Raw genomic sequence first — 26,022 nt, 5'->3', positions numbered from 1 at the left:
AGGGCGGCGCTGCGCGCGCGGCGGCGAGGACCGTAGCGCCGCGCGCCCGCGCGCGGGCACAATGGCCCGACGCGCGAACGAGGAGGAGACGCGATGCGAGCCTGGGTGGTGCGGGGCCGGGGTGCGCCGTGGGACGTGTTCGAGCGCGCCGAGCTCCCGGAGCCGACGCCCGAGGCGGTCGAACGCTATGCGCTCGGCCTCGACGGCCTCCACGAGCGCGGCGAGGGCGAGCCCGCGTGCCGCGACTTCGCGATCGTGCGCGTGCACGCCGCCGCGCTCGCCTGGCCCGACGTCACGATGGCGACGGGCGAGTATCCGATCCCCATCCCGCGCCCCTACGTCTCGGGCCAGGAGGCGGTCGGCACCGTCGAGTACGCGACGCCCTCGCTCGCGCACCTCGCCGGCCGGCGCGTCGTCGCGTTCACGCCGCAGCCGTTCGGGAGCTTCGCCGAGGTGTGCGTGGCGACGGCGCCGACGGTGTTCGAGGCGCCGCCCGGCATGAGCGACGAGGAGGCGGCGGCGTTCCTCATCCCGTCGCACACCGCCTATCAGGCCGTCCATCGCCGCGGCGCCGTGCGCGAAGGCGAGACGGTGCTCGTGCTCGGTGCGGCGGGCGGCGTTCCTTCGTCGGCCGTGCAGCTGTGCGCGGCAGCGGGCGCGCGCGTCGTCGCCGTCGCGGGCGGCGCCGACAAGGTGGCCTTCTGCCGCGAGCTCGGCGCCGACGTGGTCGTCGACCACCGCGAGGGCGACTTCGTCGCGGCCGTCGCGCGCGCGGTCGGGCCGAATGCCGTCGACGCCATCATCGACTTCGTGCAGGGCGAGGCGGGTCGGCGCGCGCGCACGCTCCTGCGCGTCGAGGGCCGCCACGTGATGGCCGGCCACGCGGGCGGCCTCGTGCCCGTGCACCCGAACGAGTTCTACCTGCAGAACTGGACGCTCGTCGGCTGCTGCATGGGCTCGGGCTACGGCGAGGAGCTGCCCGCCATCGAGCAGCACGCGCACGACGACCTGCTGCGCCTCGTGCGCGAGGGGCGCTACCGGCCGCGCGTCGGGCGCGCGGTCGGGTTCGACGCGATCCCCGACGCGCTGCGCGACTTCGAGGCGCGGCGCGTGCTCGGGAGGACGGTGGCGCGGATCGCGACCGATCGTTAGGCGAGCGCCCTAGCCCCGCACCGCGGGCACGACCTTCTCGGCGACGAGGCGCAGGCTCTTCCACGCGAGCTCGGGCGGGAGCCCGCCGCACAGCGGCTGCAGCGCGATCATCCCGTTCGCACGCACGTGCGCGACGGCCTCGTCGACGGAGAAGATCCGGTAGCTCCCCCCTTCGGACCGGAGCTCCGCGATGTCGCGGGCGACCGACTTCGTGACCGAGGCGTGCGAGTCGCCCATCCACTCCGCGTACATCTGCGCGTCGTGGAGCAGGTAGGGGCCGTAGTGGTCCCACGCCTCGTCGGGGTCCTCGGCCACGAAGGCCGAGCTCACGCTGCCCTTCGGCGTGTCGACGAACATCCCGGGCTGCGTCCCGTGGCGCGCGCACTCCTCGCGGTAGAGGGATTCGAGGCCCGTCCCGCCCTCGGTGAGCACGCCGAGCCCGAAGCGGGCGGCGCGCTTCACGACCACCGGGCTGCGGCCGCCCATGAAGAGCGTCGGACCGCCGGGCGTGAACGGCGCCGGGCGCACCCACGCGGAGCGCCCCTCGTACTCGAACGGCTCGCCCGTGAACGCGGCCCGGAGCGCTTCGAGGCTCGCCTCCATGCGCCGCCCGCGGCCGCGGAAGTCGCGGCCGAACATCGCGTACTCCTCGGGCCGGTAGCCGACGGCGAGGATATAGGAGACGCGGCCGCGCGAGAGGTGGTCGAGGATCACCATGTCCTCGGCGACGCGCACGGGATCGTGCAGCGGCAGGAGCAGCGCGCCGACGGCGATCGGGATGCGCTCGGTCGCCGCCGCGAGCGCGGACGCGAGGACGAGCGGCGCAGGCAGGTAGCCGTCCCGCGCGTGGTGGTGCTCGCTCACCATCAGCGAGACGGCGCCGTGCTCCTCCGCATAACGAGCCATCTGCACGGCGGCGGCGTAGAGGTCGGCCGGCGAGGCCGCGCCCCAGTCGGGGCAGCGCATGTCGAACCGCAGCGTGAACATCGAGCCCTCCTCGCCGCGCCGGGTCGCGCCCGCGCGGGCGGGCTCATTCTACGCGTACGCGCTCGAGCGCGGGGGCGAGCGCGCCGCCCGGCCTAGGCGTCGTCGCGCAGCAGCTCGCCGAGGAGCGCGCGCAGGCGCGCCGGAGGGACGGGCTTCGGGAGGAACGGGACGCCGCTCTCGCGGATCGCGTCGCGCGAGCGCTGCGCGGCCTCGCCGCTCACGATCACGGCGGGCAGGTCGGAGCCGGCCTGCGCGCGCACGAGCCGGATCACGTCGAGGCCCGTGCGCTCGCCGCCGAGGGCGTAGTCGGCGATCACCAGCTGCGGCGGCACGCGGTCGCCGCCGAGCAGGCGCTCGGCCTCCTCGAACGAGCCCGCGGCGACGACCTCGCAGCCCCACGACTCGAGCAGGCCCGACATCGCGTCGCGCACGCTCGCCTCGTCCTCGACGAGCCACACCGCGCGCCCCGCGAGCGCCGACGCGGCCGCCGCGGGAGGCGGTGTCGCGACGACGCCCGCCGCGGCGCGCGGGACGAGGACGCGGAAGACCGAGCCCTCGCCCGGCACCGACTCGAGCTCGAGCCGGTGCCCGAGCAGCCGCACCGTGCGATCGACGATCGACAGCCCGAGCCCGAGCCCCTCGCGCGACGCGCCCTCGAGCTGCACGAACTCGCCGAACACGTGCCGCTGCTGGTCGGCCGGGATGCCCGGCCCGGTGTCGATCACCTCGATCGCGAGGTCGTCGCCGCGCTCGATGGCGCGCAGGTACACCTCGCCGCGCTGCGTGTGGCGGATCGCGTTCGACAGCAGGTTGTGCAGGACGCGCGCGAGCAGCGCGGGGTCGCTGCGCACGTGCGCGTCGACCGGGTCGAAGCGCAGCGCGAGCCCCTTCGCGCGCGCCGCCTCGGCGTGCTCGGCCGCGACGCGCGCGAGCTCGGGCCCGACGGCGAACTCGCACGGACGCGGCACGACGCCACCCGCGTCGAGGCGCGACAGGTCGAGCAGCGCGTCGAGCTGCGTCGAGAGCGCGCCGACCGACGACTCGATCTGCGCGACGAGCGCGTCGTCGGGATGGCGCTGCACGAGGCGCTCGACGAACAGCCCGAGCGCGTGGAGCGGCTGGCGCAGGTCGTGGCTCGCGGCGGCGAGGAAGCGCGACTTCGAGCGATTCGATTCGTCGGCGCGCTCCATCAGCACGCGCGCCTCCTCGGCGCGCTCGCGCTCGCTCTCCGCGACCTCGACCGATCGCAGGCGCGCGAGCTCGCCCGACGCCTTCTCGGCGAGCGCCGCGAGCAGGGTCGTCTCCGCGGCGAGGAACGGGTCGCCCGATCGCTTGCGACCGAGCGCGAAGCACGCCGCCAGCTTGCGGCCGTCGCGCAGCGGCAGCAGCAGCTCGGCGCCGATCTCCTCGAGCACGGCGCGCTCCGCGGCCGGGAGCGCCTGCGCGAGGCGGCGCAGCTCGCGGCCCGTGCGCGGCGTCGGATCGCTCTCGAGCACCTGCGCGAGCGCGCTGCGCGCGCCGAGCCGCGGCGCGTCGTCGTCGCGCGCCGCGAGCCCGTCGCGCCGCGCGACGAGCAGCGCCGACGCGGCGGGTCGCAGGAAGAGTCGCAGCCGCGCCTCGACGAGGTCGAACAGCTCGTCGCGGCTCGCGCAGTCCGAGAGGTCGCGAAGCAGCTGCTGCAGTCCGCGCACGAGCGCGGCGCGCTCGGGGAACAGGCGCTCCTCGACGCGCGGGCGCACCCGCATCGCGACGGGGATCGCGGCGGCGACGAGCGCCGCGATCGTCAGCACGCTCGCGACGTCCGGCCGCAGCCCGGTCGCCGCCGCGAGCCCGCGCGCGAGCGGCGCCGCGGCGCCCAGGCCGATCACCGCCGCAGCGCCGACGACGACGGCGTAGGTCGCGGTCGAGGACAGCAGGCGGTCGATGTCGAAGAGGCTGTCGCGCGTCACCGACATCAGGAGCCCGATCGGCAGGAAGACCGCGCCCACCGCCGACCACCGGAAGGCCTGCTGGTAGAGCTCGGGCGTCGGCGAGAGCGACTGCAGGCCGAGCACGAGCGCCATCGGCAGCACGCCCGCGATCGCGCCCCACAGGAGCCACTTCATGCGCTGTCGCCCCGCCGGCTCGGCGGCGCGCGCGTTCTGGATCAGGATCGTGACGCCGGTCGAGAGCATGAACGCGTCGCTCAGGCGCACGATCGTCGGCGTCCACTCGACGGGGAACGGTGCACCGACGAAGTACGGGATCCGCACGATCCAGAAGAGCGAGCCGATCCACGCCCACCGCATCGACACGCGCTCGCTCTCGGGCATCTCGGCGGGGATGCGCGTGACGGCCGCGATGAAGGTCGCGATCGCGACCGGCCCGCCGAGGTGGAAGAGGAGCGTGTAGGCGTAGGTCTGGACGATCGAGCTGCCGTAGAAGGGCGTCTCGAAGAGCGCGAACGAGACGAACGCCGCGTAGATGAGCCGCGCCGTCCGGCGATCGCGCGAGCGCAGGAGCACGGCGACGCCGACGACGACGGCGCCGACGAGGAACGGCACGCGGTGGAACGGGAGCGGGTCGGGAACGAGGCGCAGCTCGACGGTGCGGCGCTCGCCGTCGCGCTCGATCTCGACGGGGACGACGCCGGCGTCCCCCGCCTCCTCGTACGCGTGCGCCTCGACGACGAAGTACCACGCGCCGCGCATGTCGACGCGGCCGACGCGCAGGACGCGGTCGCCGACGCGGAACTCGCCCGTGTCGCTCCCGACCTCGTGGCGCAGGCCGCCGACGACGGGATAGCTGTCGGAGCCGGTCCACACGGCGAACACGGGCACCTGCTGGCCGCCGGTGCGCGCGCCCTCGCGGACGTGCAGGAAGAGGGCGATCGCGAATGCCGGCAGGAGCACGGCGAGCAGCAGTCGATCGACCCAGCCGAGTCGCGTCACACGCCCTCCGAGACGGCGCGCGCGGGCGCCCGGCGCGGAGTCTCGCAGGCGCGCGCGCGCGCGACGACGTCCATCCGGCCTAGTCCGTTCCGCCGACCCGCCCGGAGCCGGTCGGCCTAGCCCACGCGCTCGATACCCGCGCGGCTCGCGCCACCCGAGACTCCCGGCGTCCCGACGGCTCGGGACCCGCAGAGGAATCCTCCATGTCGCGCAGCGCGCGCATCGCCGTCTTCCTGCTCGTCTGGATCGTCGTGAGCCTCGCGCTCTTCCTGGCGGGCTCGCGCACGAGCGCGGAGGCGTCGCGCGGGGGCCCCGTGCCGCGCGCGAGCGCCGCGGCGCCTCGCTAGTCCTCGCCCGGCGCGCGCAGGTCGAGCTCGCGCGCGGCGACCGCGGCCTCCGTCCGGTTCGTGACCTCGAGCGCCTCGAAGATCGCCGCGAGGTGGCTCTTCACGGTTCCCTCGGCGAGGCCGAGCACGCCGCAGATCTCCTTGTTCGTGAGCCCGCGCGCGACGAGGCTCAGCACCTCGCGCTGTCGCACCGTGAGGCCGTCGGCGCGCGAGCGCCGGCGCGAGGCGTCGGTGCTCGCGAGCAGCGCCGAGCGCGGGACGAACGTGCCGCCGGCGAGCACGAGGCGCAGCGCGGCGAGCATCTGGTCGCCGGTCGAGCTCTTCGGGATGTGACCGGCCGCGCCCGCGTCGAGCGAGGCGCGCACGGTCTCCGCGTCCTCGTCGGCCGACACCACGACGACGGGCAGCGACGGGTGCGCCTTGCGGAACCGCCGCACGCCGGCGTGCCCGTTGACGCCGGGCATGCGCAGGTCGAGCAGCGCGAGGTCGAGGTCGGGGTGCGCGTCCGCGAGCGCGATCGCCGCCTCGCCGTCCTCCGCCTCGAGCAGCTCGACATCGGCCGCGAGCTCGACCGCGATCGTCCGGAGCCCGGCGCGGAAGACCGCGTGGTCGTCGCAGATGAGGAGCTTCACGGGCGCAGCATGCCACGCGGGGCCGGTGCGCGGAAGCCGCCGCGCCGCCGCCCGCGAGCCGCGCGTTGACGGCGCCGCGCGGACGTGGCCCACTGCGCGGCCGCGCGACGCGAGCACGTCGGCAGACCGACGGGCGCGCGCGGGGAGGAGCCGGGGTGGAGTTCGTCGTCAGCTTCGACATGCGCGCGCCCGCGTTCGGCGCGCCCGCGCGCGAGCTCTACGCCGCGGCCCTCGACATCGGCGCCTGGGCCGACGACGTGGGCTTCCACTGCATCGGCCTCGGCGAGCACCACGCGTCGCCCGACGGCTACCTGCCCTCGCCGATCCCGATGGCGGCCGCGCTCGCCGCGCGCACGAGGCGCATCCTGCTGCGACCGAACGTGCTGCTCGCGCCGCTCTACGAGCCCATCAAGCTCGCCGAGGATCTCGCCGTGCTGCAGCTCGTCGCGGGCGGGCGGCTCGAGGTCGTGATCGGCGCCGGCTACCGACCGGCGGAGTTCGCGATGTTCGGCAAGCGCCGCGAGGACCGGAAGGAGCTCTACGTGCGCGCCTTCGAGGTGCTGCGCAAGGCGTGGACGGGCCAGCCGTTCGAGCACGAGGGCGCGACGGTCACCGTCACGCCGGTGCCCGACCCGCCGCCGCGCCTCCTGCTCGGCGGCACGCACAAGGCCGTCGCGCGCCGCGCGGCGCGCATCGCCGACGGCTACTACCCGCCGGCGGGCGAGAACTGGCGCACCTATCGCGAGGAGTGCCTGAAGCTCGGCAAGCCCGACCCGGGCCCCGCGTTCAAGAAGCTCGGCCCGATCTACGTGCACGTGACGACCGCGGCCGAGCGCGAGCGCGACTGGGAGCGCGTCGCGCGCCACGCCGCGCACTGCGTGCGTTCGTACGCCGAGTGGACGACGGAGGCCTACGGGCGCGCGGCCGGCCCGTTCGCCGACGGCGTCGACCCGGCGGACCTGCGCGCGAGCGGCGCCTACCAGGTCGTGACACCCGACGAGGCCGTCGCGCTCGTCCGCGGGCTCGGCCGCGAACGCACGTTCATCCTGACGCCGCTCCTCGGCGGCCTCGACCCTGCGTTCGCGTGGAAGGGGCTGCGCCTGTTCGAGCGCGAGGTCTGGCCGCACGTGCGCGACCTCGCCGACTAGCACGGCTCGCATCGCGCGGGGCCGCGGCGCGCGCGGCGCTCACTCCTCGGCGCCGCGCTCGACGCGCAGCCCGTCCTGCTTCCAGGCCGTCATGTGCCCGTCGAGGAAGAGCACGGGACGGTCGAGCGCGAGCCACAGCTGGGCGCGAGCGATCCCGGCCCGGGGCCCGTGCTCGCAGTACACGACGACGGGCTCGCCCGGCGACGCGCCCTCGGGCACGCGATCCGCGTCGGCGAGCAGCGCGTAGAACGGGACGTGCACGGCGCCGGGGACGTGCGACTCCGCGTACTCGCCCGCCGAGCGGACGTCGACGATCGCGGGCGCCGTCCCGGCGTCGATGCGCGCCAGCAGCTCGCCGCGACCGATGTGCTCCGCGCAGGCGGCCCCGCCTAGCATCGCGATCGCCGCCCCCGCGACCGATCGCCCCGCGCTCGCCCGTGCCATGTGCCGCCCTCCGCCCACCGCCGCTCGTGCGGCGGTCGCTCCACGCTCACCGCTCCTCCCTCACCGCGAAGGAAGGGTTCTACCCAATGTGGGGAGTGATGATCCCATGAAGAGCGCGCTCGCGGAGCCCCGAGAGCTCTCGCGGCGCTGAGCGCCCCCTCATCCTGGGTACCCATCTGGCACCGGATTTGCTCATGCGTTGCGCCGCGGAAGGGGTCCCTTGGAGGATCGGATGCCTTCCGTGTGCCCTTCGCTCGACGCTCCCCGCAGCCGCACCGCCCGCCGGCGCCGCGCGCTCCCGCTCTCGCTCCCGCTTGCCCTCGGGCTCCTGGCGTTCGCGGCCGGCTTCGCCGCCCCGCGCGAAGCGCGCGCCCTCAACTCGTCGAGCGTCGTCGCGACGCTCGAGATCGAGTTCTCGGGCGCCTACTACACGACGTCGGGCTTCGGGCTCGTCGAGGGCTCCGACTACGACTTCAGCTTCCTCGACAGCTTCGGCACCGAGGGGCTGTTCGAGCAGGGAACGGGCGCGCGCTCGTCGTCGGGCTCGGCGCTCGCGGGCGGCGTCCCGTTCGACCAGTACAACGGCACGTTCCCGTTCGGCGAGACGTTCGAGATCCAGCTCACCGCCGACGCCTCGGCGTCGGGCGCGGGCTCGCAGTTCACGGGCGCCTACACCGAGGAGACGACGCTCGAGTTCGTGAACTACGTGTCCGACCTCGTGACGTACGTCTTCAACTACACGCTCACGTGGAGCATGGACCTCGCCGAGCCGGATCCCGGCCAGGCGGTCGGCTTCATCGACGCGACGCTCGACCTGAACGGCGGGACGATCGTGTACTCGAGCTACGTCGACCTCGCCTTCGGCACGGCCTCGGGCACGACGGCGAACCTCGGCAACGTCGAGACCGGCCAGCTGCAGTTCGAGCTCGACAACACGAACGGCGACTTCGACACCGCGACGTTCGCGTTCCTGACGGAGGTGCTCGCGAACGCGCAGACCGCGGCCGTGCCCGAGCCCGGAGCGGGCGTGCTCATCGCCTCGGGGCTCGCGTGGCTCGCGGCGCGCGGCCGGCGGCGCGGCGACGCGCAGCGGGCTCCCGGCCGAACGGACTAGGGCAGCCGGCCGCTGACGGAGCGGGCGGCGGCAGTCGATGCTGCCGCCCATGACGCACGCACACCCGACTCCGTTCTCGCGGCTCGCCCTCCCGCTCCGGATCGCCGCGCTCGCGGCGCTCGCGGCGACGTCGATCGCCTGCGGCACCGTGACGCCCGGGCCCGCGCCCGAGATCCCGCGACTCGTGCGGCCGCTGCTCGGCGACGTGACGCTGACGGGCCTCGTCTTCGAGGACTTCCGCGCCGCGGGCTACAGCACGAGCGTGAGCTCGGGCGTCGGGTCCCTCTACACGCCCGGCACGAGCACGACGCCCGGCACGACGCACACGATCAACACGACGGACGTCGCCACCACGACGCACATGGAGCGCTACGACGACGCCTCGATCCAGGAAGAGCTCCGCTTCGCGCTCGAGGACCAGGGCGTCGTGCGCCGCTTCGTCCCGAACGCGCGGCTCCACATCCAGGGCCGGCGCGTCGCGGGCCGCGCGACGACCGGCTTCGGCAAGATGCTCTGGAACGCGCTCGACGGGATCACGCTGCTGTCGCTCGTGCCGGGCCTCCCGTTCCTCGGCGACCAGGCCGCCGAGGTCGAGCTGCGGGTGTACTGGGACGGCGCGCTCGTGCGCTCCTACCGCGGCGAGGGAACGGCCTCGTGGCGCAAGAACGCGTGGGGCGTCGCGGTCGAGCTCCCCGGCGTGAAGCGCAGCGCGCTCGCCGTCGCGACGCGCGGCGCCGTGCGCGACGCGGTCGTGGCGATGATCGCGAGCCCGCCGCCCGTCCCCGCCGACTAGCGAGCGCGCGGCGGCGGGGCCGCGCGCCTAGCCTCGCGCCTCGATCGCCTCGAGCACCTTCGCCGGGTGCTGGTCGGCCTTCGGCACGCGGGCCCAGTGCTTCACGACCTTGCCGTCGGGCCCGATCCACACCGTGCTGCGGATGACGCCCATCGTCTTCTTGCCGTACATCATCTTCTCGCCGAACGCGCCGTACTTCGTCATCACGGCCTTGTCCGGGTCGGAGAGCAGCGTGAACGGCAGGCGGTACTTCTCGATGAACTTCGTGTGCGCGGCCGCGCCGTCGGGCGAGACGCCGAGCACCGCGACGCCGCGCTTCTCGAGCTTCTTGTAGAGGTCGCGGAAGCCGCAGGCCTCCTTCGTGCAGCCCGGCGTGTCGTCGCGCGGGTAGAAGTAGAGGACGACGTCGCTCCCGGCGTAGTCCGAGAGCTTGTGCACGTTGCCGTCCTGGTCGGTGAGCTTGAAGGCCGGCGCCTTCTTCCCCTCTTCGATCGCCATGGCGTGGACTCCCTCGTGTGCGTGCGCGGTGCGCCGTGCGCGACCGACGCGGTGAGCGCGCCGGAGACTACCTCCGCCTCACGGCCGGGCCACGATCTCCGCGCGCGCGCGCTCGGGGTCGCGCAGCGGGAGCGCGCGCAGCCGACCGACCTCGTCGGCGCCGTACGGGGGCGCGGGCCGCGCGCCCGCGAAGCGCTCGAGCACGAAGCCGAGCAGCGCCGCGAGCCGCTCGTCGGGAAGCGCGGCCTGGGCCACGCCCGGCACGCGCACGAGATACTCGCGGCCGCCCGGCCGCTCGAGCAGCGCGCCGAGCCCGCGCAGCGACGGCACCTTGCCGGGCACGCCCGCGCCGTCCGCGCCGTGGCAGCCCGCGCACTGCAGCAGGTAGTCGTCCTCGAGGTCGGCGCGCGCGGGCGCCGGAGCGAGGGCGAGCGCGACCACCGAGGCGGCGAGCGCCGCGGCGGCGTGCGGGGCGCGCCGCGCCGCACTGCGCGCGCGCCGGCCGCGCGCGCGCGTCATCGCTCGGGCTGCGGGCCGTCGGCGCGCTTCACGACGATCGCCACCGAGCAGTGATAGGCCTGCGACTCCGCGCCCGCGCACCAGTTGATGTCGTTCGCGCGCACCCAGTGGTAGTCGGGCCGGTCGCCCTCGTTGCGGTTGCACATGCAGCGCCCGCAGAAGCCCTTCCCGCAGCAGTCGTTGTACGAGATCACGTAGTGCTGGCCGTCGGCCGGGTTGCGGCACGTGCCGATCCACGTGACCGGACTCATCTCGCTCCCGGGCGGGCACGCGTCGGCGCTCCCGCCGCAGCACGAGCACGCGAAGCCGTCGATCGCGCAGTGCCGCCAGTACTCGCAGCGCTTCGGGTCGCCCTCGGGCCCGTCGATCGCGGTGTCGGGCGGCGGCGCGTCCGGCGCGGTCGGCGCTCCGTCTCGCGCCTCGGCGCGCGCGCCGCGCGCGACCGGCAGCAGTGGGAGGCTCGCGACGCCGACCCCGGCGAGCAGCGCGCGGCCCGCGCGCGCGAGGAAGTGCCGCCGTCCGGTCGCGCGCGCGAGCGCGCGCGCCATGCGCTCGACCGCCTCGTCGACGCCGCCGCGCCCCGCGCTCACGAGCGCGCTCCGCCGTCGACCACGGCGAGCGGGCGCGCGCGCCGCGCGACGTGCTCCTGCAGCGACGCGACGCCGAGCGCCGCCGCCTCGAACAGGCTCTCGAGGTGCTCGCGCGTGTTCACGAGGCCGCGCGCGCGCACGACGCCGTCCGCGTCGAGCAGCACCGCGGTCGGGAGCTGCCCCGCGCCGAAGCGCATCCCGAGCTCGGTCGACAGCACGTACGGCACCTCGCCGAGCGCGTGCGCGCGGCGGAACGCGCGGTGCTCGGCCGGGTCGCCGTCGCTCGCGAGCACGAGCCGCACGGGCGCGCCGCCCGCGCGCGACTCGTCGCCGACCACGCGGCGCAGCGTCGGCAGGAGCTCCTTGCACACCGGGCACGCGGGCGAGAGGAAGAAGACGAGCGTCGGCCCCGGCTCGCCGGGGAATCCGATGCGCACCGGCTCGCCGCGCAGGCCGGCGGCGGCGGCCTGCGCGCCCGCGTCGAGATCCGCGAGCGCGAGGCGCGGCGCCGGCTGCCCGACCTCGAGCGCGCTCGCGCGCGCGAGTGCGCCGACGGGTGCGAGGCGCTCGTGCAGCACGCCGATCTGGCGCACGAGCGCGACGACGAGCGCCGCGAGCGCGAGCACGACGACCCACAGGAGCGCGTTCGAGACGAGCAGCGCCTGCGTCATGGCGCGACCTCCGCCGTGTGAGGGACGCGGCCGCTTCGCGCGTCGCGCGCGCGCGCGGCCGCGGGCAGGGCCGCGACCGCGTGGGCTCCCGTCCAGAGGAGCGCGAGCGCGGCGAGCGCGAACGCGACGGTCGCCGCGTCGAGCGCGCCGAGCGCGCGCGGTGCGCTCGACGGCGCGAGCCAGGGCCACGCGGCCGCGAGCGCGAGCGCGGCGTTGCGCGCGAGCATCCACGGCGCGATCGGCTGGCGCCGCCCCGGGCCGAGGCAGCCGCAGTCGACGTCGCGCCGGCCGCGCGCGAGGTTCGCGGCGATCGCGGCCGAGTACGCGCCGAGCAGCCCGAGCGCGCCTGTGTGCGCGAGCAGAATGGAGGTGCCCGCGTGCGCGAGCGGAACGGACGTGCCCGCGTGCGCGAGCGGAACGGACGCGCCCCCGTGCGCGAACGGCGCGCTCGCGCCGCCGGGCTCGCTTCCCGCGATCGCGAGCCCCGCGGCGGCCGTCAGCCCGGCGGCCACGGCCGCCTCGAGCGCGGCGATCGCGAGCGCGGCGGGTGCCGCAGCCGCCGCGGGAAGGACGCGGTAGTCGCGCACCGTCGCGGCGAACGCGCGCGGGCCCCGCGCCTTGTGCAGCGCCGCGCTCGCGAAGAGCAGCGCGAGGGCGAGCCGCGCGACGAGCGCGGTCGCCGGGTCGCGGGCGACGGCGTCGAGCGCCGCGAGCGCGCTCACCGCTCCACCTCGAGCCGGTTGCCCGTGATCCCGACCTCGTCGATCCAGCGCACGAAGTCGCCGGTGCGCGCGTCGAGCACGGCGACGGCCCCGAGCTGCTCGTTGCGCGCGAAGAGCAGCGGCGCGTCGTCCTGCGTGACGGCGATCGAGTGCGCGCCGCCGCCGGGCAGCAGCGCGTCGAGCAGCCAGCCGACGACGCCGCCGCGCTCGACCTGCAGCGTCGTCGCGAGGAAGGCCGCCGCGAAGTTCGGCATCGCGATGCGCGCGACGCGCGCGTGCGACGCGAGGTCGAACGCCCAGACCTCGGGCCCCGCCTCCTTGTGCGACCCCGTCCCGCCGCGGTGCACGATCGCGTAGAGGCGCCCCGAGGCCGCGTGCAGCGCGACGTTCTGCTTGCCGCCCGGCCGCCAGCCCTGCGCGCGATCGGCGTCGTCGAGCAGCGACCAGCTGGCGAGCGCGGGCGCGTCGCCCGCGAAGTCGACCTCGTGCACGACGCCGGCGAACGTCACGAACACCCAGCGCGCGCCGGCGCGCCCGCCGGCCATCATCACCGGGTCCTCGACGGCGTCGAAGAAGCGCGGCGTCGACGCGCGGCGCTGCACGCGCCCCGCGTCGTCGAGGGCGACCTCGAGCAGCGTGCCGTCCGCGCAGAGCGACGCGAAGCGACGCGCGCCGAGCGGGTAGATGCCCGCGCACCCCGCGATCGGGATCGCGCCGACGAAGGCGCGCGCCTCCATGTCGGTGATCGACACGCTCGCGACGGGGAGCTGGTTGAACGTGGCGAGGAAGCGTTCGTCGTCGAGCAGCGCCGAGTAGCCGAGCGACGTCGCGCTCTCGGACGTGCGCGTCGGCAGCACGACCTCGCCCTTCACCTCGTAGGTGCGGTCGTCGTGGATGGTGACGTAGTCGGTGCGCTCGCCGCGGCGGAAGCGCGCGTAGGCGATCTCGACCGAGTAGAGCTCGCTCCGCGAACGCGCGTGGTGCGGGGGCTTCGGCGAGAGCGTCATGCCCGTGTCGATCGTCGCGACCGCCTCGCCCGTGTCGCCGTCGAAGACCTGCGCGTGCCCGAAGAGCGTGTCGGTCACCCAGACGTGGTGCGCGCCGAGCGCGGGCGCGACGAGCGAGCGCGGCGCGCGCGCATCGGCGCGCGCGGCGAGCGGTGCGACGAGGAGGCCGATCGCGAGCGCGGCCCCGAGTGCCGGGAGCGACGCGCGCGGGGCGTGGGCGGTCGGCATGCGCGCAGCCTACTCCGCCGCGCGCGCCGCGGGGCGCGCGTTCGACCGCCGCGCGCGCCGCGGGGCGCGCGTTCGACCGCCGCGCGCGGGCCGAGCGGCACGCGGCACGCCGCGCCGCTCAGCCGAGGCCGAGCTGCGGCAGCCGCCCCTCGGCGATGAAGGTGAGGCTCCCCGTTCCCTCGCCGTCGACGCCGCCGCCGCGCACCGCGACGCGCACGGGCTGGATGCGGTGGATGGGGCGCACGCGCGCGCCGTCGCGCACGACCTCGCACGCGTCCGAGACGTCCCACACGTCGCGCTCGGTGTGCGCGTCGCCGCGCCAGACGCCGAGGCCGCGCCCGTCGTCGTAGCCGCCGTAGCCGAGCCCCTGCATGTCGATCGCCGACCCGAGCGCGCGCATCTCGATCTCGACGGGGCGACCGTCGTCGAGTGCGGCGTCGAACCACGCCGCGCGGAAGCGGCGCGGCGAGCGGTCGTCGACGAGCTCGGCGCGCAGCGCGGCGCGCGCGAGGCGCACGGGCGCGCCGCCGCCGCGGCGCTCGACCTCGGCGCTCAGGTAGTCGCCCTCGCCCGCGAAGTGCGAGAGCTGCACGTGGCCACCGATCGCCGTGGTCGAGAAGAACAGGAACGCGAAGAGGGTGCCCCCGGCGGATGCGGCGTCCGGCGCGGCCGCGGGCGGCGGGCCCGTCTGCGGCTCGTCGATGCCGACGCGCTCGCGCACGCCCCACGAGTGGTCGCGCGCGGCCCACCAGGAGTCGACCTCCGTGCGGCGGCCGCCGGCCTCGACCCAGCCCGCGCACGCGCCGATCTGGTCGAAGCGCCGCGAGTCGCGCACGACGCGGCCGCGCTGCCGCACGAACTGCGGCACCTCCTCCTGCGCGTCGAACTCCGCGCGCCACTCGAGCTCGGCGCGCACGCCCGACGCGGCGTCGTCGACGCGCAGCGCGAAGCGCGCGAGCGGCTCGAGCACCTCGACGGCGATCGGCCCGCAGCACGGCGCGTAGTGCGGGCGCAGCGTGCGCGACGCGCGCACGTTGTGCTGCCGCCCGTCGCGCGCGAACACGAAGCCGCCGTCCATCACGTTCATGTTCTGGTAGACGCCGAGCGTGAGCTGCAGCGTGCCGCCGCCGCGCGGGTCGTTCGCGACGAACCAGTAGCGGTCGAAGAAGCGCGGGTCGCTCGTGCCCACGTGATCGAACGTCGTCGGGAGCTGGTGCCAGAGCGTGTCGTCCATCGGAGTCAGCATGTGCGGATTCCTACGCGGCGCGCGCCGCGAGGGCAAGGCTCCCGACGCCGGCCGCGCGGGGCGCAAGGCGCTGGAATTCCGGCCGGCGAGCCTCGATGATGCGCGCGTGGCCGACCCCCCGGACGACGCGCTCGCCTTCCGCACCGCCCTCGCCGCCTGGCTCGCGCCGCGCGTCGAGGCCGCCGGGCCGGTCGACGTCGACGCGGTGCGCAAGCCGCCGGGCGGCATGTCGAGCGAGACCACGCTCGCGACGGCGCGCTTCCGCGACGCGCGCGGCGAGGCGCGCGAGCTCGCGCTCGCCGTGCGCGCCGCGCCGCGCGAGGAGGGCCCCTTCCCCGAGTACGACCTGCGGCTCCAGCACGACGCGATGCGCGCGCTCGCCGCGCACACGCGCGCGCCCGTGCCCGACGTGCTCTGGCTCGAGGAGGACGCGTCCGTGCTCGGCACGCCCTTCCTCGTGATGCGCGCGATCGACTGCTGGGCGCCGCTCGACCGCCCGTCCTACCAGGCGGAAGGCCTCTACGTGCAGATGACGCCCGACGAGCGGCGCAGCGCGTGGCGCGCGGCGATCGAGGCACTCGTGCCCGTGCACGCGGCCGACTGGCGCGCGCTCGGCATCGCGCGGCTCCCGGGCGGGCGGCAAGGCGAGGACGCGGCGACCGCCGCGCTCGCCTACTGGCGTCGTTATGTCGACGGCTGGATCAAGCGCGACCCCTCCGAGCGCGAGCCCGTGCTCGACGCGGCGCTCGCGTGGCTCGAGCGCGAGCGCCCGCGCGACGCGCGCCTCGCGCTCGCGTGGGGCGACGCCAAGCTCGGCAACGTCCTCTTCGCGCCCGACGGCAGCGCCGTGCGCGCGCTCGTCGACTGGGAGATGTGCGGCGTCGGCGCGCCCGAGGCCGACCTCGCGTCGCTCCACTTCTCCGACCTGCGCGCGCAGGACGAGGCGGGCGGCGCGGCGCGCGAGGGCACGCCGTCCGAGGCCGAGCTCGTCGCGCTCTACGAGGCGGCGGGCGGCGCGCCGGTGCGGCACCTGCACTACTGGTCCGTGTTCTCCGCGTTCTGGCGCGGCGCCGTGCAGGTCAAGGTGATGAAGCGGCTGCGCGCGCAGGGCGTGGAGCTGCCCGACGCGCTCTTCGACCAGAGCTTCCCGTTCCGCCGGCTGCGCGCGCTGCTCGGCGATGCGCTCGACTGACGCCGTGGCCGTCCTCGCCTCGCTGCGCCGCGCGGGTGCGCGCCTCTCCGACTGGACCGAGCGCTGGGTGCCCGACGCGTGGGTGCTGTGTCTCGCGCTCACCGCGCTCGTGCTCGCGCTCGCCACGACGGCGGGCGGCGCGTCGCCGCACGAGGCGCTCGTCGCGTGGGGCGACGGCGTGTGGTCGCTGCTCGCGCTCGCGATGCAGTTCACGATCGCGTTCGTCGCCGCGGCCGGCGTCGCGACGTCGCGGCCGGCCTTCCGCGCGCTCGACGCGCTCGCCGCGCTCCCGGACCCCGAGCGGCCGCGCCAGGCGATCGCGCTCGCGGGCGTGTTCTCGATCGCGACGGGGCTCGTGAACGGCGCCGTGTGCACGGTGGCGAGCGCGCTGCTCGTGCCCTTCGTCGCGCGGCGCAATCCGAAGGTCGACGTGCGCGTGCTGATCGTCGCGGCCTATCTCGGGCTCGGCACGGTGTGGCACGGGGGCCTCTCGGGCACCGCGCCGCTCATCCTCGCGACGCCGCACAACCCGCTGCTCGAGCCCGCGACCGGCGCCCCCGTCGTCGACCGCCTCTACCCGGTGACGGAGACGCTCGGCAACGCGTGGAACGCGCTCTACCTCGCGGGCGTGTCGCTCGTCGCGCTCGCCGCCGTCGTGCTGCTGCACCCCGACCGCGGCGCGCGCACGCTCACGCGCGAGCAGGTCGACGCGATCCTGCCCGAGCCGCCGCCGCGCGCGCCCCGCGCCGCGACGCCCGCCGCGCGGCTCGACGCGTTCCCCGGCTTCAACGCGCTCGCCGCGCTGCTCCTCCTCTACCCGCTCGGCGCGCGCATCGCCGAGCGCGGCTTCGGCGCGAGCTGGACGATCGACGCCTACAACACGGTCTTCCTGTCGCTCGCGCTCGTGCTGCACGTGCGGCCGCTCGCCTTCGTGCGCGGCTGCCTGCGCGGGCTCGAGCCCGCCTACGGGCTCGTGCTCCAGTTCCCGTTCTACGGAGGCATCTTCGGCGTGCTCGTCGGGACGGGCACGGGCGCGTGGCTCGCCGCGCAGTTCGTGCGCATCGCCGAGCGCGACACGTATGCACTGCTCGTCTATCTCTACTCCGGACTGGTCAATCTGGTCGTGCCGTCGGCGGGCTCGAAGTTCCTGATCGAGGCGCCCTATCTGATTCCCGTCGGCAACGAGATCGGCGTCTCGACGGTGACGACGCTGCTCGCCTACGCCTACGGCGACTCGACGACGAACCTGATCCAACCGATGTGGGCGCTACCCTTGCTCGCCGTCACGCGCACGCGCTTCGGCGAGGTCGTCGGCTACGCCTTCCTCGTCGCGCTCGCGTGCCTCGCGGCGAGCGCCGTGTGGATGCTGTGGATGCCGACGAACCTGTGATGGCGAGCCCCGATGCCGCGCGCGAAGCCCATCGCCACGCTCTGCACGCTCGGCGCCGCGGTCGTCGCGGCGCTCGCGATCTCCGCGTCCGACGCGCCCGCACGATCCGACTACCAGCTCTTCGAGAGCGACCCCGTCCGCACGCTCGCGCGGACGCCCGACGGAGCGACGCTCGCCGTCGTGAACACGCCCGACGGACGGGTCGAGCTCTTCGACGTCGCGGGCGGCGCGCTCGTCCACGCGGGCTCGGTGTCCGTCGGCATGGAGCCCGTCGCCGTCGCCGCGCGCTCGAACGACGAGCTCTGGGTGGTGAACCACCTCTCCGACAGCATCAGCATCGTGCGGCTCGACGGCGCGGCGCCGCGCGTCGTGCGCACGCTGCTCGTCGGCGACGAGCCGCGCGACGTCGTGTTCGCGGGCGCGGCCGGCGACCGCGCCTTCGTCACCACCGCGCACCGCGGCGCGCACTCGCCGACGCCGCGCGGCGAGTACGCGACGCCCGGCGTCGGCCGCGCCGACGTGTGGGTCTTCGACGCGAACGCGCTCGGCAGCTCGCTCGGCGGCACGCCGCTCACCGTGCTCACGCTCTTCGGCGACCGCCCGCGCGCACTCGCCGCGAGCGCGGACGGCGCGACCGTGTGGGCCGCCGTCTACCGCTCCGGCAACCGCACCACCGTCGTGCCGCACGACGCCGTGTGCGACGGCGGCGAGACCGCGCCGTCGTGCACGGTGAACGGCGCGACGTACCCGGGCGGGCTCCCCGCACCGAACGCGAACCACGCCGGCGCGACCGCGCCCGAAGAGGGCCTGATCGTGAAGCGCGACCGCGACGGCGGCACGAGCGGCGCGTGGCAGGACGAGCTCGGCCGCGACTGGAGCGCGGCGGTGCCGTTCGACCTCCCCGACCTCGACGTCTTCGCGATCGACGCGAACGCGACGCCGCCCGTCGCGACCGCATCGTGGGCGGGCGTCGGCACCGTGCTCTTCGCGATGGTCGAGAACCCGGTGACGGGCGACGTCTACGTCGCGAACACGGAGGCGCGCAACGAGGTGCGCTTCGAGGGTGCAGGCGTGCACGCGTCGGGCGCGAGCGGGAAGTCGACGCCGGGCGAGCCCGCGAGCGTGCGCGGCCACCTGCACGAGTCGCGCATCACCGTGCTGTCGGGCGCGAACGTGCTGCCGCGCCACCTGAACAAGCACATCGACTACGCGGCCGTGCCGGTGCCGGCGGGCGTCGAGGACGCGAGCCTCGCGACGCCGACCGCGCTCGCGGTCACGCCCGACGGCGCGACGCTCTACGTGGCCGCGTTCGGGTCGAGCGCGATCGGCGTCTTCGACACGGCCGCGCTCGCGGCCGACACGTTCGTGCCCGACGCGGCGAGCCACATCCCCGTCGCCGGCGGCGGGCCGAGCGGGCTCCTGCTCGCGGGCGACGACCTGTACGTGACGACGCGCTTCGACGACGCGGTCGCGCGCATCGATCGCACGACGGGCGTCGAGCTCGAGCGCGTGGCGCTGCACAGCCCCGAGCCCGCGCACGTGGTCGCCGGGCGGCCGTTCCTCTACGACGCGCGCATCGGGTCGAGCAACGGCGAGGCGTCGTGCGCGAGCTGCCACCTGTTCGGCGACATGGACGACCTCGCGTGGGATCTCGGCGACCCGGACGGCGACGTCGTCGCGAACGCCAACCCGCAGCAGCCGCCGCCGCCCGGCCTGAGTGCGCCGCCGCTGCGGCCGTTCCATCCGGTGAAGGGGCCGATGTCGACGCAGAGCCTGCGCGGCCTCGCGAACCACGGGCCCGAGCACTGGCGCGGCGATCGGCAGGGCGACGCGGACAGCGGCTTCCTCGCGTTCGACGTCGCGTTCGACGCGCTGCTCGGCCGCGACGAGGGCCCGCTCCCGCCGGCGGAGATGGAGGCGTTCCGCGCGTTCGCGATGGAGCTCCGCTATCCGCCGAACCCGATCCGCCAGCTCGCGAACGACGACCGCTCCGACGAGGCCTCGGGCCGCAACGTCTTCGACAACGCGATCACGACCGGCCTCCCGCTGCAGTTCGACGCGACGCGCATGTGCAGGACGTGCCACGCGGTCGACCCGGCGAGCGGGCGCTTCGGCACGAACGCGCTGTCGATCGACGAGTTCGTCGACCAGGATTTCAAGATCCCGCACCTGCGCAACCTCTATCAGAAGGTCGGGCGCTTCGGCTTCCCGGACGTGCCCGAGGTGTTCGCGGGCGACAACGCGCACATGGGCGATCAGGTGCGCGGCTTCGGCTTCGCGCACGACGGGCGCTTCGACACCGTCGGCCGCTTCCTGCTCGGTACGCAGTTCGTGCTCGCGCCGCTCGAGCGCGACCAGCTCGAGGCGTTCATGATGGCGATGCCGAGCGACCTCGCGCCGATCGTCGGCCAGCAGGTGACGCTCGACGCGACCAACGCGGGCGTCGCGGGCCCGCGCATCGACCTGCTCGTCGCGCGCGCGCAGGCGCCCTTCGTGTCTGCGGTCCTCGGCGGCGCGACGACCGAGGCCGACCTCGTCGCGAAGGCGGTCGTCGGCGGCGCGCCGCGCGGCTTCGTGCTGCGCGGCGACGGCCTCTTCCACCCCGACGACGGCGGACCCGCGCTCGCGGACGCCGCGCTGCGCGCGCTCGCGGGCACGCCGGGACAGGAGGTCACCTACACCGCGGTGCCGCCGGGCTCGGGCGAGCGCGCGGGCGTCGATCGCGACGCCGACGCACTCGGCGACGGCGTGGAAACGGGCACGGGCGTCTTCGTCTCGGCGCTCGACACGGGAACCCGGCCCGACGTCGCCGACACCGACGGCGATGGGATGGACGACGGCGCGGAGGTCGCGCTCGGGCGCGACCCGAACGTCGTGCCCGAGCCGGCGGCGGCCGCGGCGGGCGCCGCAGCGCTCGGCGCGCTCGCGGCGCTCGGCGCGCGTCGAAGGCACCCGGCGCGACCTCGCTCGGTGGGGCGGATCGGCCCATAGGGCTCGAGTTCCGCATCCAATCGCCGAAGAGCGTATGCTGTGCGGCTGCTGCTGCGACGGATGCGGAGGGAGGTCGGGATGCGCCGGAGCTCGGCCCGACGATCGACGCGGTGCAGGTCTTCCGCGCGCGCCCTCGCGCGCGCGATGCTGCCCTCGGTCGCCGCACTCGCCCTCGCCGCGCCCGCACCCGCCGCCACCTTCCAGGACTTCGACACGCCGGGCTCGGCGTACGTGCTGTCGCAGGACCACCAGCCGCCGGCCGCGCAGATCCTCGCCGGCGGACCGACCGGCCACTTCCTCCGCCTCGCCGTCGCGCAGACCGCCAACGCGAACTCGATCGGCTTCGACCTGACCGACCAGGGCGTCGCGTGCACGGCGACGATCGACTTCGACTTCCGCATCACGAAGCCCGTGACCGGCACGTCCGGGCACGGCATCGCGGTCGACCTGCTCGACACGGCGCAGTGGGGGCCGAGCGGCGCGAAGGGATGCCACGAGGACTGCAACCTCGCCGGCGCGCTGATGTTCGGCTTCGACACCTATCAAGGCCCGTTCGCGACGGGCGACCCGAACGACAACCACGTCTCGGTGCACTACGGCGGGTCGACCGTCGCGCAGATCGACGCGACGCCGGCCGTCGACCTCGATTCCGGCGCCTGGCTCCACGCGCAGATGCGCGTCGACTTCGCGAACGCGGAAGTGAGCGTCGACCTCGGGCCCTCGGGCGGCGCCGCGACGACGGTGATCGACCACCTCGCCGTCCCCGGCCTCGCGCCGTTCGAGTCGCGCCTCAACATGATGGCGCGCAGCAACAACCAGATCGCCGACCACGACGTCGACAACCTCTCGGTGACGTACGGCGGGAGCTGCCCGGCCGTGCTCGGCCAGTGGGGCGCCGTGCAGAGCTGGCCGATCATCGCCATCCACTCGGTCGTGATGCCGAACGGCAAGGTGATGATCTTCGACGGCGACGCGGAGAAGGAGGGCGGCGTCGACAACCGGCCCTACCTCTTCGACCCCGAGACCGGAACCGTCTCGCTCGCCGCGCCGCCCGACATGCTGTCGACCGTCTCGATGTTCTGCGGCGGGTTCTCGGGGCTCGAGGACGGCCGCGTGCTGATCTCGGGCGGCATGAACCAGCTGCCCGGCGTCGGTCCGCCCGACACGCAGATCTACGACCCCGCGAACGACACGTTCACCGCGGGGCCGTTCATGAACGCGGGCCGCTGGTACCCGACGCTCGCCACGCTCCCGAACGGCGACATCGCGATCCTCGGCGGCGGCATCAGCGGCACGGGCGTGAACACGCTGCCGCAGGTCTTCGAGACCGCGACCGGCACGCTGCGCGACCTCACGACCGCGCTCAAGGGCCTCGAGCTCTACCCGCTGATCCACCTCGCACCCGACGGGCGCATCTTCCACGCCGGCCCCGAGTTCGTGACGAACTGGCTCGACCCGGCCGGTACGGGCGCGTGGACGTTCGCTGCGCTCACCGTCTTCCCGCAGCGCCGGCTCGCGGGCTCGAGCATCGTGCTCGAGGACGGGCGCGTCATGAACATCGGCGGCGGCGACCCGCCGACCGGGACGACCGAGACGTTCGACTGGAACGCGCCCTCGCCGACGTGGCAGTCGGCGGCGCCCATGCACTACAAGCGGCGGCACCTCGACGCGGTGCTGCTGCCCGACGGCACGGTGCTCGCGCTCGGCGGCACGGGCTCGGCGGGCTTCAACGACGTCACCGATGCGACGCGCTCGCCCGAGCTCTACGACCCCGCGACCGACACGTGGCGCATCCTCGGCGCGCACTCCGAAGTGCGCCTCTACCACTCGTCGACCGTGCTGCTGCCCGACGGCCGCATCCTCGCCGCGGGCGGCGGGCGCCCGCACGGCGGCAGCGTCGACTACTACCACTTCTCGGCCGAGATCTACGAGCCGCCCTATCTCTTCCAGGGGCCGCGCCCGACCATCACGAGCGCGCCCGACCGCGTGAACTACGGCACGGGCTTCCACGTCGCGACGCCCGACGCCGGCCAGATCGCGAAGGTCACGATGATGCGGCTCGGCCTCGCGACGCACAGCACGAACCAGGGCCAGCGCATCGTGTCGCTGCCGTTCACGGCGACGGGCGGCGGCCTCGACCTGACCGCGCCGTCCTCGAACACGGTCGCGCCGCCCGGCTACTGGATGCTCTTCCTCGTCGACCAGAACGGCTCGGTCTCCGAGAGCGCGATGGTGCAGCTCACCTCGCAGCGCGTCCCCGCGACGCCGCCCGTCGCGCTCGTCGCGATCGCCCTCGGCCTCGTCGCACTCGCCGCGCCGTGGCTCGGCCGCCGGCTCGCGAAGGCGGGCGCTCGCTAGGCGCGCCGCGCAGCGGGTCGCCTAGCGCGCATCGCCCGGCGCGAGCCGCTCGCGCAGCTCGCGCTTCAGGAACTTGCCCGTCGCGTTGCGCGGCAGCGGCGCATCGAGCAGCCACACGAAGCGCGGCACCTTGTAGGCCGCGATGCGCTCCGCGCAGTGCGCGCGCACCGCGTCGGCCGTGAGCGCGGCGCCCTTCCGCACGACGACCGCGGCGCCCACCTCCTCGCCGAGCCGCTCGTCCGGCACGCCGAAGACCGCGCACTCGACGACGTCCGGATGGTCGAAGATCGCGTACTCGACCTCGGCGCAGTACACGTTCTCGCCGCCGCGCAGCACCATGTCCTTCTTGCGATCGGCGATCGTGACGAAGCCGTCGGCGTCGACGAACGCGACGTCGCCCGTCTTGAACCAGCCGTCGACGATCGCCTCCGCCGTGGCTTCGGGGCGGTTCAGGTAGCCCGCGACCACCTGCGCGCCGCGCACCTCGAGCTCGCCGAGCTCGCCCGGCCCGACGACGCGGCCGTCCTCCGCCACGCAGCGCGTCTCGAAGCACGGCATCGCGGGCCCCACGCTCGCGGGCTTGGCGACGAGGAAGTCGCCCATGCTCGTCGTGATGATGCCGCTCGTCTCGGTGAGCCCGTAGCCCGTGTTGGGCCGCCGCTTCGCGGCGCTCTTCTCGATCTTGTCGACGAGGTCGGGCTGCAGGGCCGAGCCGCCGCCGCCGAGCACGAGCAGGCTCGAGAGGTCGCGCCGCGCGGCGTCGGGGTGCGCGAGCAGCTCGCGCGTCATCGTCGGCACGCCCGAGAGCGCCGTCACGCGCTCGGCCTCGACGAGCGCGAGCGCGCGCCCCGCATCCCACTTGTACATGAGCACGACCTTCGCGCCCGACGCCGTCGCCGGGTGCAGCACGCAGTTGTTCGCCGTCACGTGGAAGAGCGGCGTCGCGACGAGCGAGACGGTGCGCGGCCGCGCCGCCGGCGCGCCGCCCGCCTTCGCCGCGGCGGCTCCCGCACCGGCGCGCGCATCCGCACCCGCGCGAAGCTCGGCGACGCGCCGCTGCGCGGCGTTCCAGAACGCGATGCTCCACAGGTTCGCGACACAGCTGCGGTGCGTGAGCCGGGCGCCCTTCGGATGGCCCGTCGTGCCCGACGTGTAGAAGATGCAGGCATCGTCGTCGGGGTCGATCGCGGGGATCGAGGCGAGCGGCGCGTGCGCGAGGGTCTCGGCGAACGGCGTGGCGTCTTCGCTCTCGTTCGGCGCAACCCGCACCGCGACGACGCGCGGCGCATCTCCCGCTCTCGCGCGCTCGGTCGCGCGGAAGCGCTCGAGCCGCTCTTCGTCGCACACGAGCACGACGGGCGCCGCATCGCCGAGCGCGTAGTCCATCTCGGCCGTCGTCCACCACGCGTTCATCCCGACGACCGACGCGCCCGTCGCGAGCGTCGCCCAGTAGCCGAGCACCCACTCCGGGTAGTTGCGCATCGCGATCGCGACGCGCGCGCCGGGCCCGGCGCCGTGCGCCGCGAGCCAGCCCGCGAGCGCCGCCGCGTCGCGCTGCGCCTGCGCGTACGTCCAGCGATCGCCCTCGTACACGAGATAGTCCGCGTCGCCGTGCGCACCCGCCGCGCTCCACACGTCGACGAGCGTGCGCGGCGCGCGCGCGTAGGTGCGGAGAGGGATGCCGCGCACGCGCGCGACCTCGACCTCGAACGGCGCACCGGGCGCGGTCAGCTCGGACCAGGCCTGGCGGAGGGCGGCGTAGATCGACGGCGCGCCCGCGCTCACAGCGGCGTGATCTCGATCAGCTGCACCGTCGTGCCGCCCGCGCCCGGGACGTCGGCCGTGTTGAGGTAGACCTCCTGGACGCGGTACCGGCGTCGCTTCGGGTCCTCCTTCGGCGCGTGCTCGAACTGGTACTGGAGGATGGGGCGCAGGCCCTCCTTCGCGAGGTCGGCGACCACGCGCTGGATGTCCTCGACGGCGAACGCGACGTGCTGCAGGCCTTCGCCGTGCGCGCGCAGGAAGCGCGTGTGCGGCGACTCGCCTTCGAGCACCTCGACGAGCTCGACGAAGACCTTGCCCGAGTAGGCGATCGCGGCCTTCATGCGCGCCTTCGCGGGCACGCCGTCGAGCTCGAAGTGCGAGGCGGCGTCGAGCACGTACTCGCTCGTCGTGAAGGGGCCGACGCCGAGCACGCGCTCCCACCACGCGGCGGCCTTCTCGCAGTCCTCGACCGCGATGCCGACGTGGGAGATCGGGCCGAGGCGGACGACGGGCTCTTCGGACATGCGGCTCCTCCGGGTGCGCGGCGCGCGCGTTGCTAGGCGACGAGGACGTACTCGCTCATGAGCGCCGTCGCGAGCGAGCGGAAGTCGACGAAGGTGCGGAGGTCGGCGACGGCGCGCGCGCGGCCCTCTTCGCTGCCGTAGAAGACCGCGGGGTCGGCGATGACGTCGACCGAGGCGACGGCCTCGGAGACGATCGCGCGGAGCGGCGGCGCGCCCGGCGTGAGCGGGCGGACGACGGCGTTGCGGACGTAGTGGAGGAGCGGGTGGATCTCGAGCGAGAGCGGCGTGTGCGAGCCGTGCCAGCGCGCGTAGAAGGCGTCGTCGTCGAGCGCGGCCGGCTTGTCGAAGCTCGTGACGAGCGCGACGCCCGGGATGCGCGCGCCGGGCGCGACGCCCGCCGCCGGCGCGAGCGGGACGGACTCGGTGACGAGGTAGCCCGCGCAGCGCGCGGCCGCGCCCGCGAGCGCGCGCTCGACGGGGCCGCGCGCGTCGATCGAGTCGAGCCAGAGCGAGACGGCGGCGTCGCCGTGCCCGTGCGCGTCGAGCCGGAAGGACGCGTCGGCGCGCGCGTCGTCGATGTCGGCGACCGCCGCGCGGGCACGCCGCGCGCCCGCGGCGGCGAGCGGCTCGGCGAGCGCGAGGAGCCGCTCGCGGAGCGCGATGCGCGCGTCGCGCGCATCGCGCCCGTCGCTCTCCGCTGCGCCGCTCGCCCCGAGCCCGAGCAGGTAGACCACCTTCTCCACGCGCGGCAGTGTACGTTGCGGCGCCGGCGGGA

The 26,022-nt window shown here is 75.2% G+C and carries 23 protein-coding genes; 9 read left to right on the top strand and 14 right to left on the bottom strand.

Annotation, left to right across the window (positions count from 1 at the left end; genetic code table 11):
- Positions 1-93: 93 nt before the first annotated feature.
- The gene (locus tag R3E88_13010; protein MEZ4217396.1) at positions 94-1,152 is read left to right on the top strand and encodes a zinc-binding dehydrogenase; all 1,059 of its coding nucleotides are present in this window, start codon (positions 94-96) and stop codon (positions 1,150-1,152) included.
- A 9-nt stretch (positions 1,153-1,161) separates the two neighbouring features.
- Here R3E88_13010 and R3E88_13005 read toward each other — a convergent pair whose 3' ends face one another.
- Both R3E88_13005 and R3E88_13000 read right to left on the bottom strand, forming a co-directional pair.
- The gene (locus tag R3E88_13005; GenBank protein ID MEZ4217395.1) at positions 1,162-2,139 is read right to left on the bottom strand and encodes an LLM class flavin-dependent oxidoreductase; all 978 of its coding nucleotides are present in this window, start codon (positions 2,137-2,139) and stop codon (positions 1,162-1,164) included.
- Between the two features lie 92 nt (positions 2,140-2,231).
- Complete coding sequence (locus R3E88_13000) at positions 2,232-5,069, bottom strand: ATP-binding protein (GenBank protein ID MEZ4217394.1); 2,838 nt, start codon at positions 5,067-5,069, stop codon at positions 2,232-2,234.
- Between the two features lie 203 nt (positions 5,070-5,272).
- Between R3E88_13000 and R3E88_12995 the strand changes: the two genes are divergently transcribed.
- Complete coding sequence (locus tag R3E88_12995; GenBank protein MEZ4217393.1) at positions 5,273-5,416, top strand: hypothetical protein; 144 nt, start codon at positions 5,273-5,275, stop codon at positions 5,414-5,416.
- Here the strand turns inward: R3E88_12995 and R3E88_12990 are convergent.
- Entirely contained in the window at positions 5,413-6,048 is a 636-nt protein-coding gene (locus tag R3E88_12990; GenBank protein ID MEZ4217392.1) for a response regulator transcription factor, read from the bottom strand. The two genes, R3E88_12995 and R3E88_12990, sit on opposite strands and share 4 nt — an antisense overlap.
- Before the next feature lie 155 nt (positions 6,049-6,203).
- On the opposite strand from R3E88_12990, the gene R3E88_12985 reads away from it, so the two are divergent.
- Positions 6,204-7,196: an LLM class flavin-dependent oxidoreductase gene (locus tag R3E88_12985; GenBank protein ID MEZ4217391.1), complete on the top strand. Its 993-nt coding sequence runs from the start codon at positions 6,204-6,206 to the stop codon at positions 7,194-7,196.
- A gap of 39 nt (positions 7,197-7,235) precedes the next feature.
- Here the strand turns inward: R3E88_12985 and R3E88_12980 are convergent, their stop codons facing one another.
- Entirely contained in the window at positions 7,236-7,640 is a 405-nt protein-coding gene (locus R3E88_12980) for a rhodanese-like domain-containing protein (GenBank protein MEZ4217390.1), read from the bottom strand.
- 241 nt (positions 7,641-7,881) lie between these two features.
- Between R3E88_12980 and R3E88_12975 the strand changes: the two genes are divergently transcribed.
- Positions 7,882-8,754 carry a hypothetical protein gene (locus tag R3E88_12975; GenBank protein ID MEZ4217389.1) on the top strand — a complete coding sequence of 291 codons (873 nt, stop codon included), beginning with the start codon at positions 7,882-7,884 and terminating at the stop codon, positions 8,752-8,754.
- 49 nt (positions 8,755-8,803) lie between these two features.
- Positions 8,804-9,547 carry a hypothetical protein gene (locus R3E88_12970; GenBank protein MEZ4217388.1) on the top strand — a complete coding sequence of 248 codons (744 nt, stop codon included), beginning with the start codon at positions 8,804-8,806 and terminating at the stop codon, positions 9,545-9,547.
- A gap of 27 nt (positions 9,548-9,574) precedes the next feature.
- Here R3E88_12970 and R3E88_12965 read toward each other — a convergent pair whose 3' ends face one another.
- The 7 genes from R3E88_12965 to R3E88_12935 all read right to left on the bottom strand — a co-directional run bounded on the left by R3E88_12965 (position 9,575) and on the right by R3E88_12935 (position 15,028).
- Complete coding sequence (locus R3E88_12965) at positions 9,575-10,045, bottom strand: peroxiredoxin (GenBank protein MEZ4217387.1); 471 nt, start codon at positions 10,043-10,045, stop codon at positions 9,575-9,577.
- A gap of 78 nt (positions 10,046-10,123) precedes the next feature.
- A complete protein-coding gene (locus R3E88_12960; protein ID MEZ4217386.1) occupies positions 10,124-10,564 on the bottom strand; it encodes a cytochrome C in 441 nt (146 codons plus the stop codon).
- Positions 10,561-11,112, bottom strand: a complete 552-nt coding sequence (locus tag R3E88_12955; protein ID MEZ4217385.1) for a methylamine dehydrogenase light chain — start codon at positions 11,110-11,112, stop codon at positions 10,561-10,563. The genes R3E88_12960 and R3E88_12955 overlap by 4 nt, the downstream gene beginning before the upstream one ends.
- Positions 11,113-11,150: 38 nt before the next feature.
- Complete coding sequence (locus R3E88_12950) at positions 11,151-11,825, bottom strand: hypothetical protein (protein ID MEZ4217384.1); 675 nt, start codon at positions 11,823-11,825, stop codon at positions 11,151-11,153.
- Positions 11,822-12,547: a MauE/DoxX family redox-associated membrane protein gene (locus R3E88_12945; GenBank protein ID MEZ4217383.1), complete on the bottom strand. Its 726-nt coding sequence runs from the start codon at positions 12,545-12,547 to the stop codon at positions 11,822-11,824. The genes R3E88_12950 and R3E88_12945 overlap by 4 nt, the downstream gene beginning before the upstream one ends.
- A complete protein-coding gene (locus R3E88_12940) occupies positions 12,544-13,782 on the bottom strand; it encodes an amine dehydrogenase large subunit (protein ID MEZ4217382.1) in 1,239 nt (412 codons plus the stop codon). The genes R3E88_12945 and R3E88_12940 overlap by 4 nt, the downstream gene beginning before the upstream one ends.
- Before the next feature lie 118 nt (positions 13,783-13,900).
- Positions 13,901-15,028 (bottom strand): hypothetical protein, encoded by a 1,128-nt coding sequence (locus R3E88_12935; GenBank protein ID MEZ4217381.1) that lies wholly within the window; start codon positions 15,026-15,028, stop codon positions 13,901-13,903.
- Between the two features lie 106 nt (positions 15,029-15,134).
- Between R3E88_12935 and R3E88_12930 the strand changes: the two genes are divergently transcribed.
- From R3E88_12930 to R3E88_12915, 4 genes are all read left to right on the top strand, one after another.
- Positions 15,135-16,220 (top strand): phosphotransferase family protein, encoded by a 1,086-nt coding sequence (locus R3E88_12930; protein MEZ4217380.1) that lies wholly within the window; start codon positions 15,135-15,137, stop codon positions 16,218-16,220.
- A 4-nt stretch (positions 16,221-16,224) separates the two neighbouring features.
- Positions 16,225-17,610: a TIGR00366 family protein gene (locus R3E88_12925; protein MEZ4217379.1), complete on the top strand. Its 1,386-nt coding sequence runs from the start codon at positions 16,225-16,227 to the stop codon at positions 17,608-17,610.
- 12 nt (positions 17,611-17,622) lie between these two features.
- Positions 17,623-20,601, top strand: coding sequence for a hypothetical protein (locus R3E88_12920; protein MEZ4217378.1), 2,979 nt, complete (start codon positions 17,623-17,625; stop codon positions 20,599-20,601).
- Positions 20,602-20,745: 144 nt separating this feature from the next.
- Complete coding sequence (locus tag R3E88_12915) at positions 20,746-22,959, top strand: DUF1929 domain-containing protein (GenBank protein ID MEZ4217377.1); 2,214 nt, start codon at positions 20,746-20,748, stop codon at positions 22,957-22,959.
- Between the two features lie 21 nt (positions 22,960-22,980).
- Here R3E88_12915 and R3E88_12910 read toward each other — a convergent pair whose 3' ends face one another.
- The 3 genes from R3E88_12910 to R3E88_12900 are packed head-to-tail and all read right to left on the bottom strand — an operon-like array spanning position 22,981 to position 25,990.
- Complete coding sequence (locus R3E88_12910; protein ID MEZ4217376.1) at positions 22,981-24,744, bottom strand: class I adenylate-forming enzyme family protein; 1,764 nt, start codon at positions 24,742-24,744, stop codon at positions 22,981-22,983.
- Positions 24,741-25,247 carry a VOC family protein gene (locus R3E88_12905; protein ID MEZ4217375.1) on the bottom strand — a complete coding sequence of 169 codons (507 nt, stop codon included), beginning with the start codon at positions 25,245-25,247 and terminating at the stop codon, positions 24,741-24,743. The genes R3E88_12910 and R3E88_12905 overlap by 4 nt, the downstream gene beginning before the upstream one ends.
- A 32-nt stretch (positions 25,248-25,279) precedes the next feature.
- Positions 25,280-25,990 (bottom strand): EthD domain-containing protein, encoded by a 711-nt coding sequence (locus tag R3E88_12900; protein MEZ4217374.1) that lies wholly within the window; start codon positions 25,988-25,990, stop codon positions 25,280-25,282.
- Positions 25,991-26,022 lie beyond the last annotated feature (32 nt).

This window comes from Myxococcota bacterium, assembly GCA_041389495.1.
Taxonomy (GTDB): domain Bacteria; phylum Myxococcota_A; class UBA9160; order UBA9160; family UBA4427; genus JAWKRT01.
The sequence above is the reverse complement of the archived record's forward strand: the minus strand, read 5'-3'. Positions and strand labels throughout refer to the sequence as shown.

Bases quoted from the DNA above. Each gene is read 5' to 3' on its own strand.
- R3E88_13010 (MEZ4217396.1), top strand. From the start codon at position 94: ATGCGAGCCTGGGTGGTGCGGGGCCGGGGTGCGCCGTGGGACGTGTTC.
- R3E88_13005 (MEZ4217395.1), bottom strand. From the start codon at position 2,139: ATGTTCACGCTGCGGTTCGACATGCGCTGCCCCGACTGGGGCGCGGCC.
- R3E88_12995 (MEZ4217393.1), top strand. From the start codon at position 5,273: ATGTCGCGCAGCGCGCGCATCGCCGTCTTCCTGCTCGTCTGGATCGTC.
- R3E88_12980 (MEZ4217390.1), bottom strand. From the start codon at position 7,640: ATGGCACGGGCGAGCGCGGGGCGATCGGTCGCGGGGGCGGCGATCGCG.
- R3E88_12970 (MEZ4217388.1), top strand. From the start codon at position 8,804: ATGACGCACGCACACCCGACTCCGTTCTCGCGGCTCGCCCTCCCGCTC.
- R3E88_12965 (MEZ4217387.1), bottom strand. From the start codon at position 10,045: ATGGCGATCGAAGAGGGGAAGAAGGCGCCGGCCTTCAAGCTCACCGAC.
- R3E88_12960 (MEZ4217386.1), bottom strand. From the start codon at position 10,564: ATGACGCGCGCGCGCGGCCGGCGCGCGCGCAGTGCGGCGCGGCGCGCC.
- R3E88_12955 (MEZ4217385.1), bottom strand. From the start codon at position 11,112: ATGGCGCGCGCGCTCGCGCGCGCGACCGGACGGCGGCACTTCCTCGCG.
- R3E88_12950 (MEZ4217384.1), bottom strand. From the start codon at position 11,825: ATGACGCAGGCGCTGCTCGTCTCGAACGCGCTCCTGTGGGTCGTCGTG.
- R3E88_12940 (MEZ4217382.1), bottom strand. From the start codon at position 13,782: ATGCCGACCGCCCACGCCCCGCGCGCGTCGCTCCCGGCACTCGGGGCC.
- R3E88_12935 (MEZ4217381.1), bottom strand. From the start codon at position 15,028: ATGCTGACTCCGATGGACGACACGCTCTGGCACCAGCTCCCGACGACG.
- R3E88_12920 (MEZ4217378.1), top strand. From the start codon at position 17,623: ATGCCGCGCGCGAAGCCCATCGCCACGCTCTGCACGCTCGGCGCCGCG.
- R3E88_12915 (MEZ4217377.1), top strand. From the start codon at position 20,746: ATGCTGCCCTCGGTCGCCGCACTCGCCCTCGCCGCGCCCGCACCCGCC.
- R3E88_12905 (MEZ4217375.1), bottom strand. From the start codon at position 25,247: ATGTCCGAAGAGCCCGTCGTCCGCCTCGGCCCGATCTCCCACGTCGGC.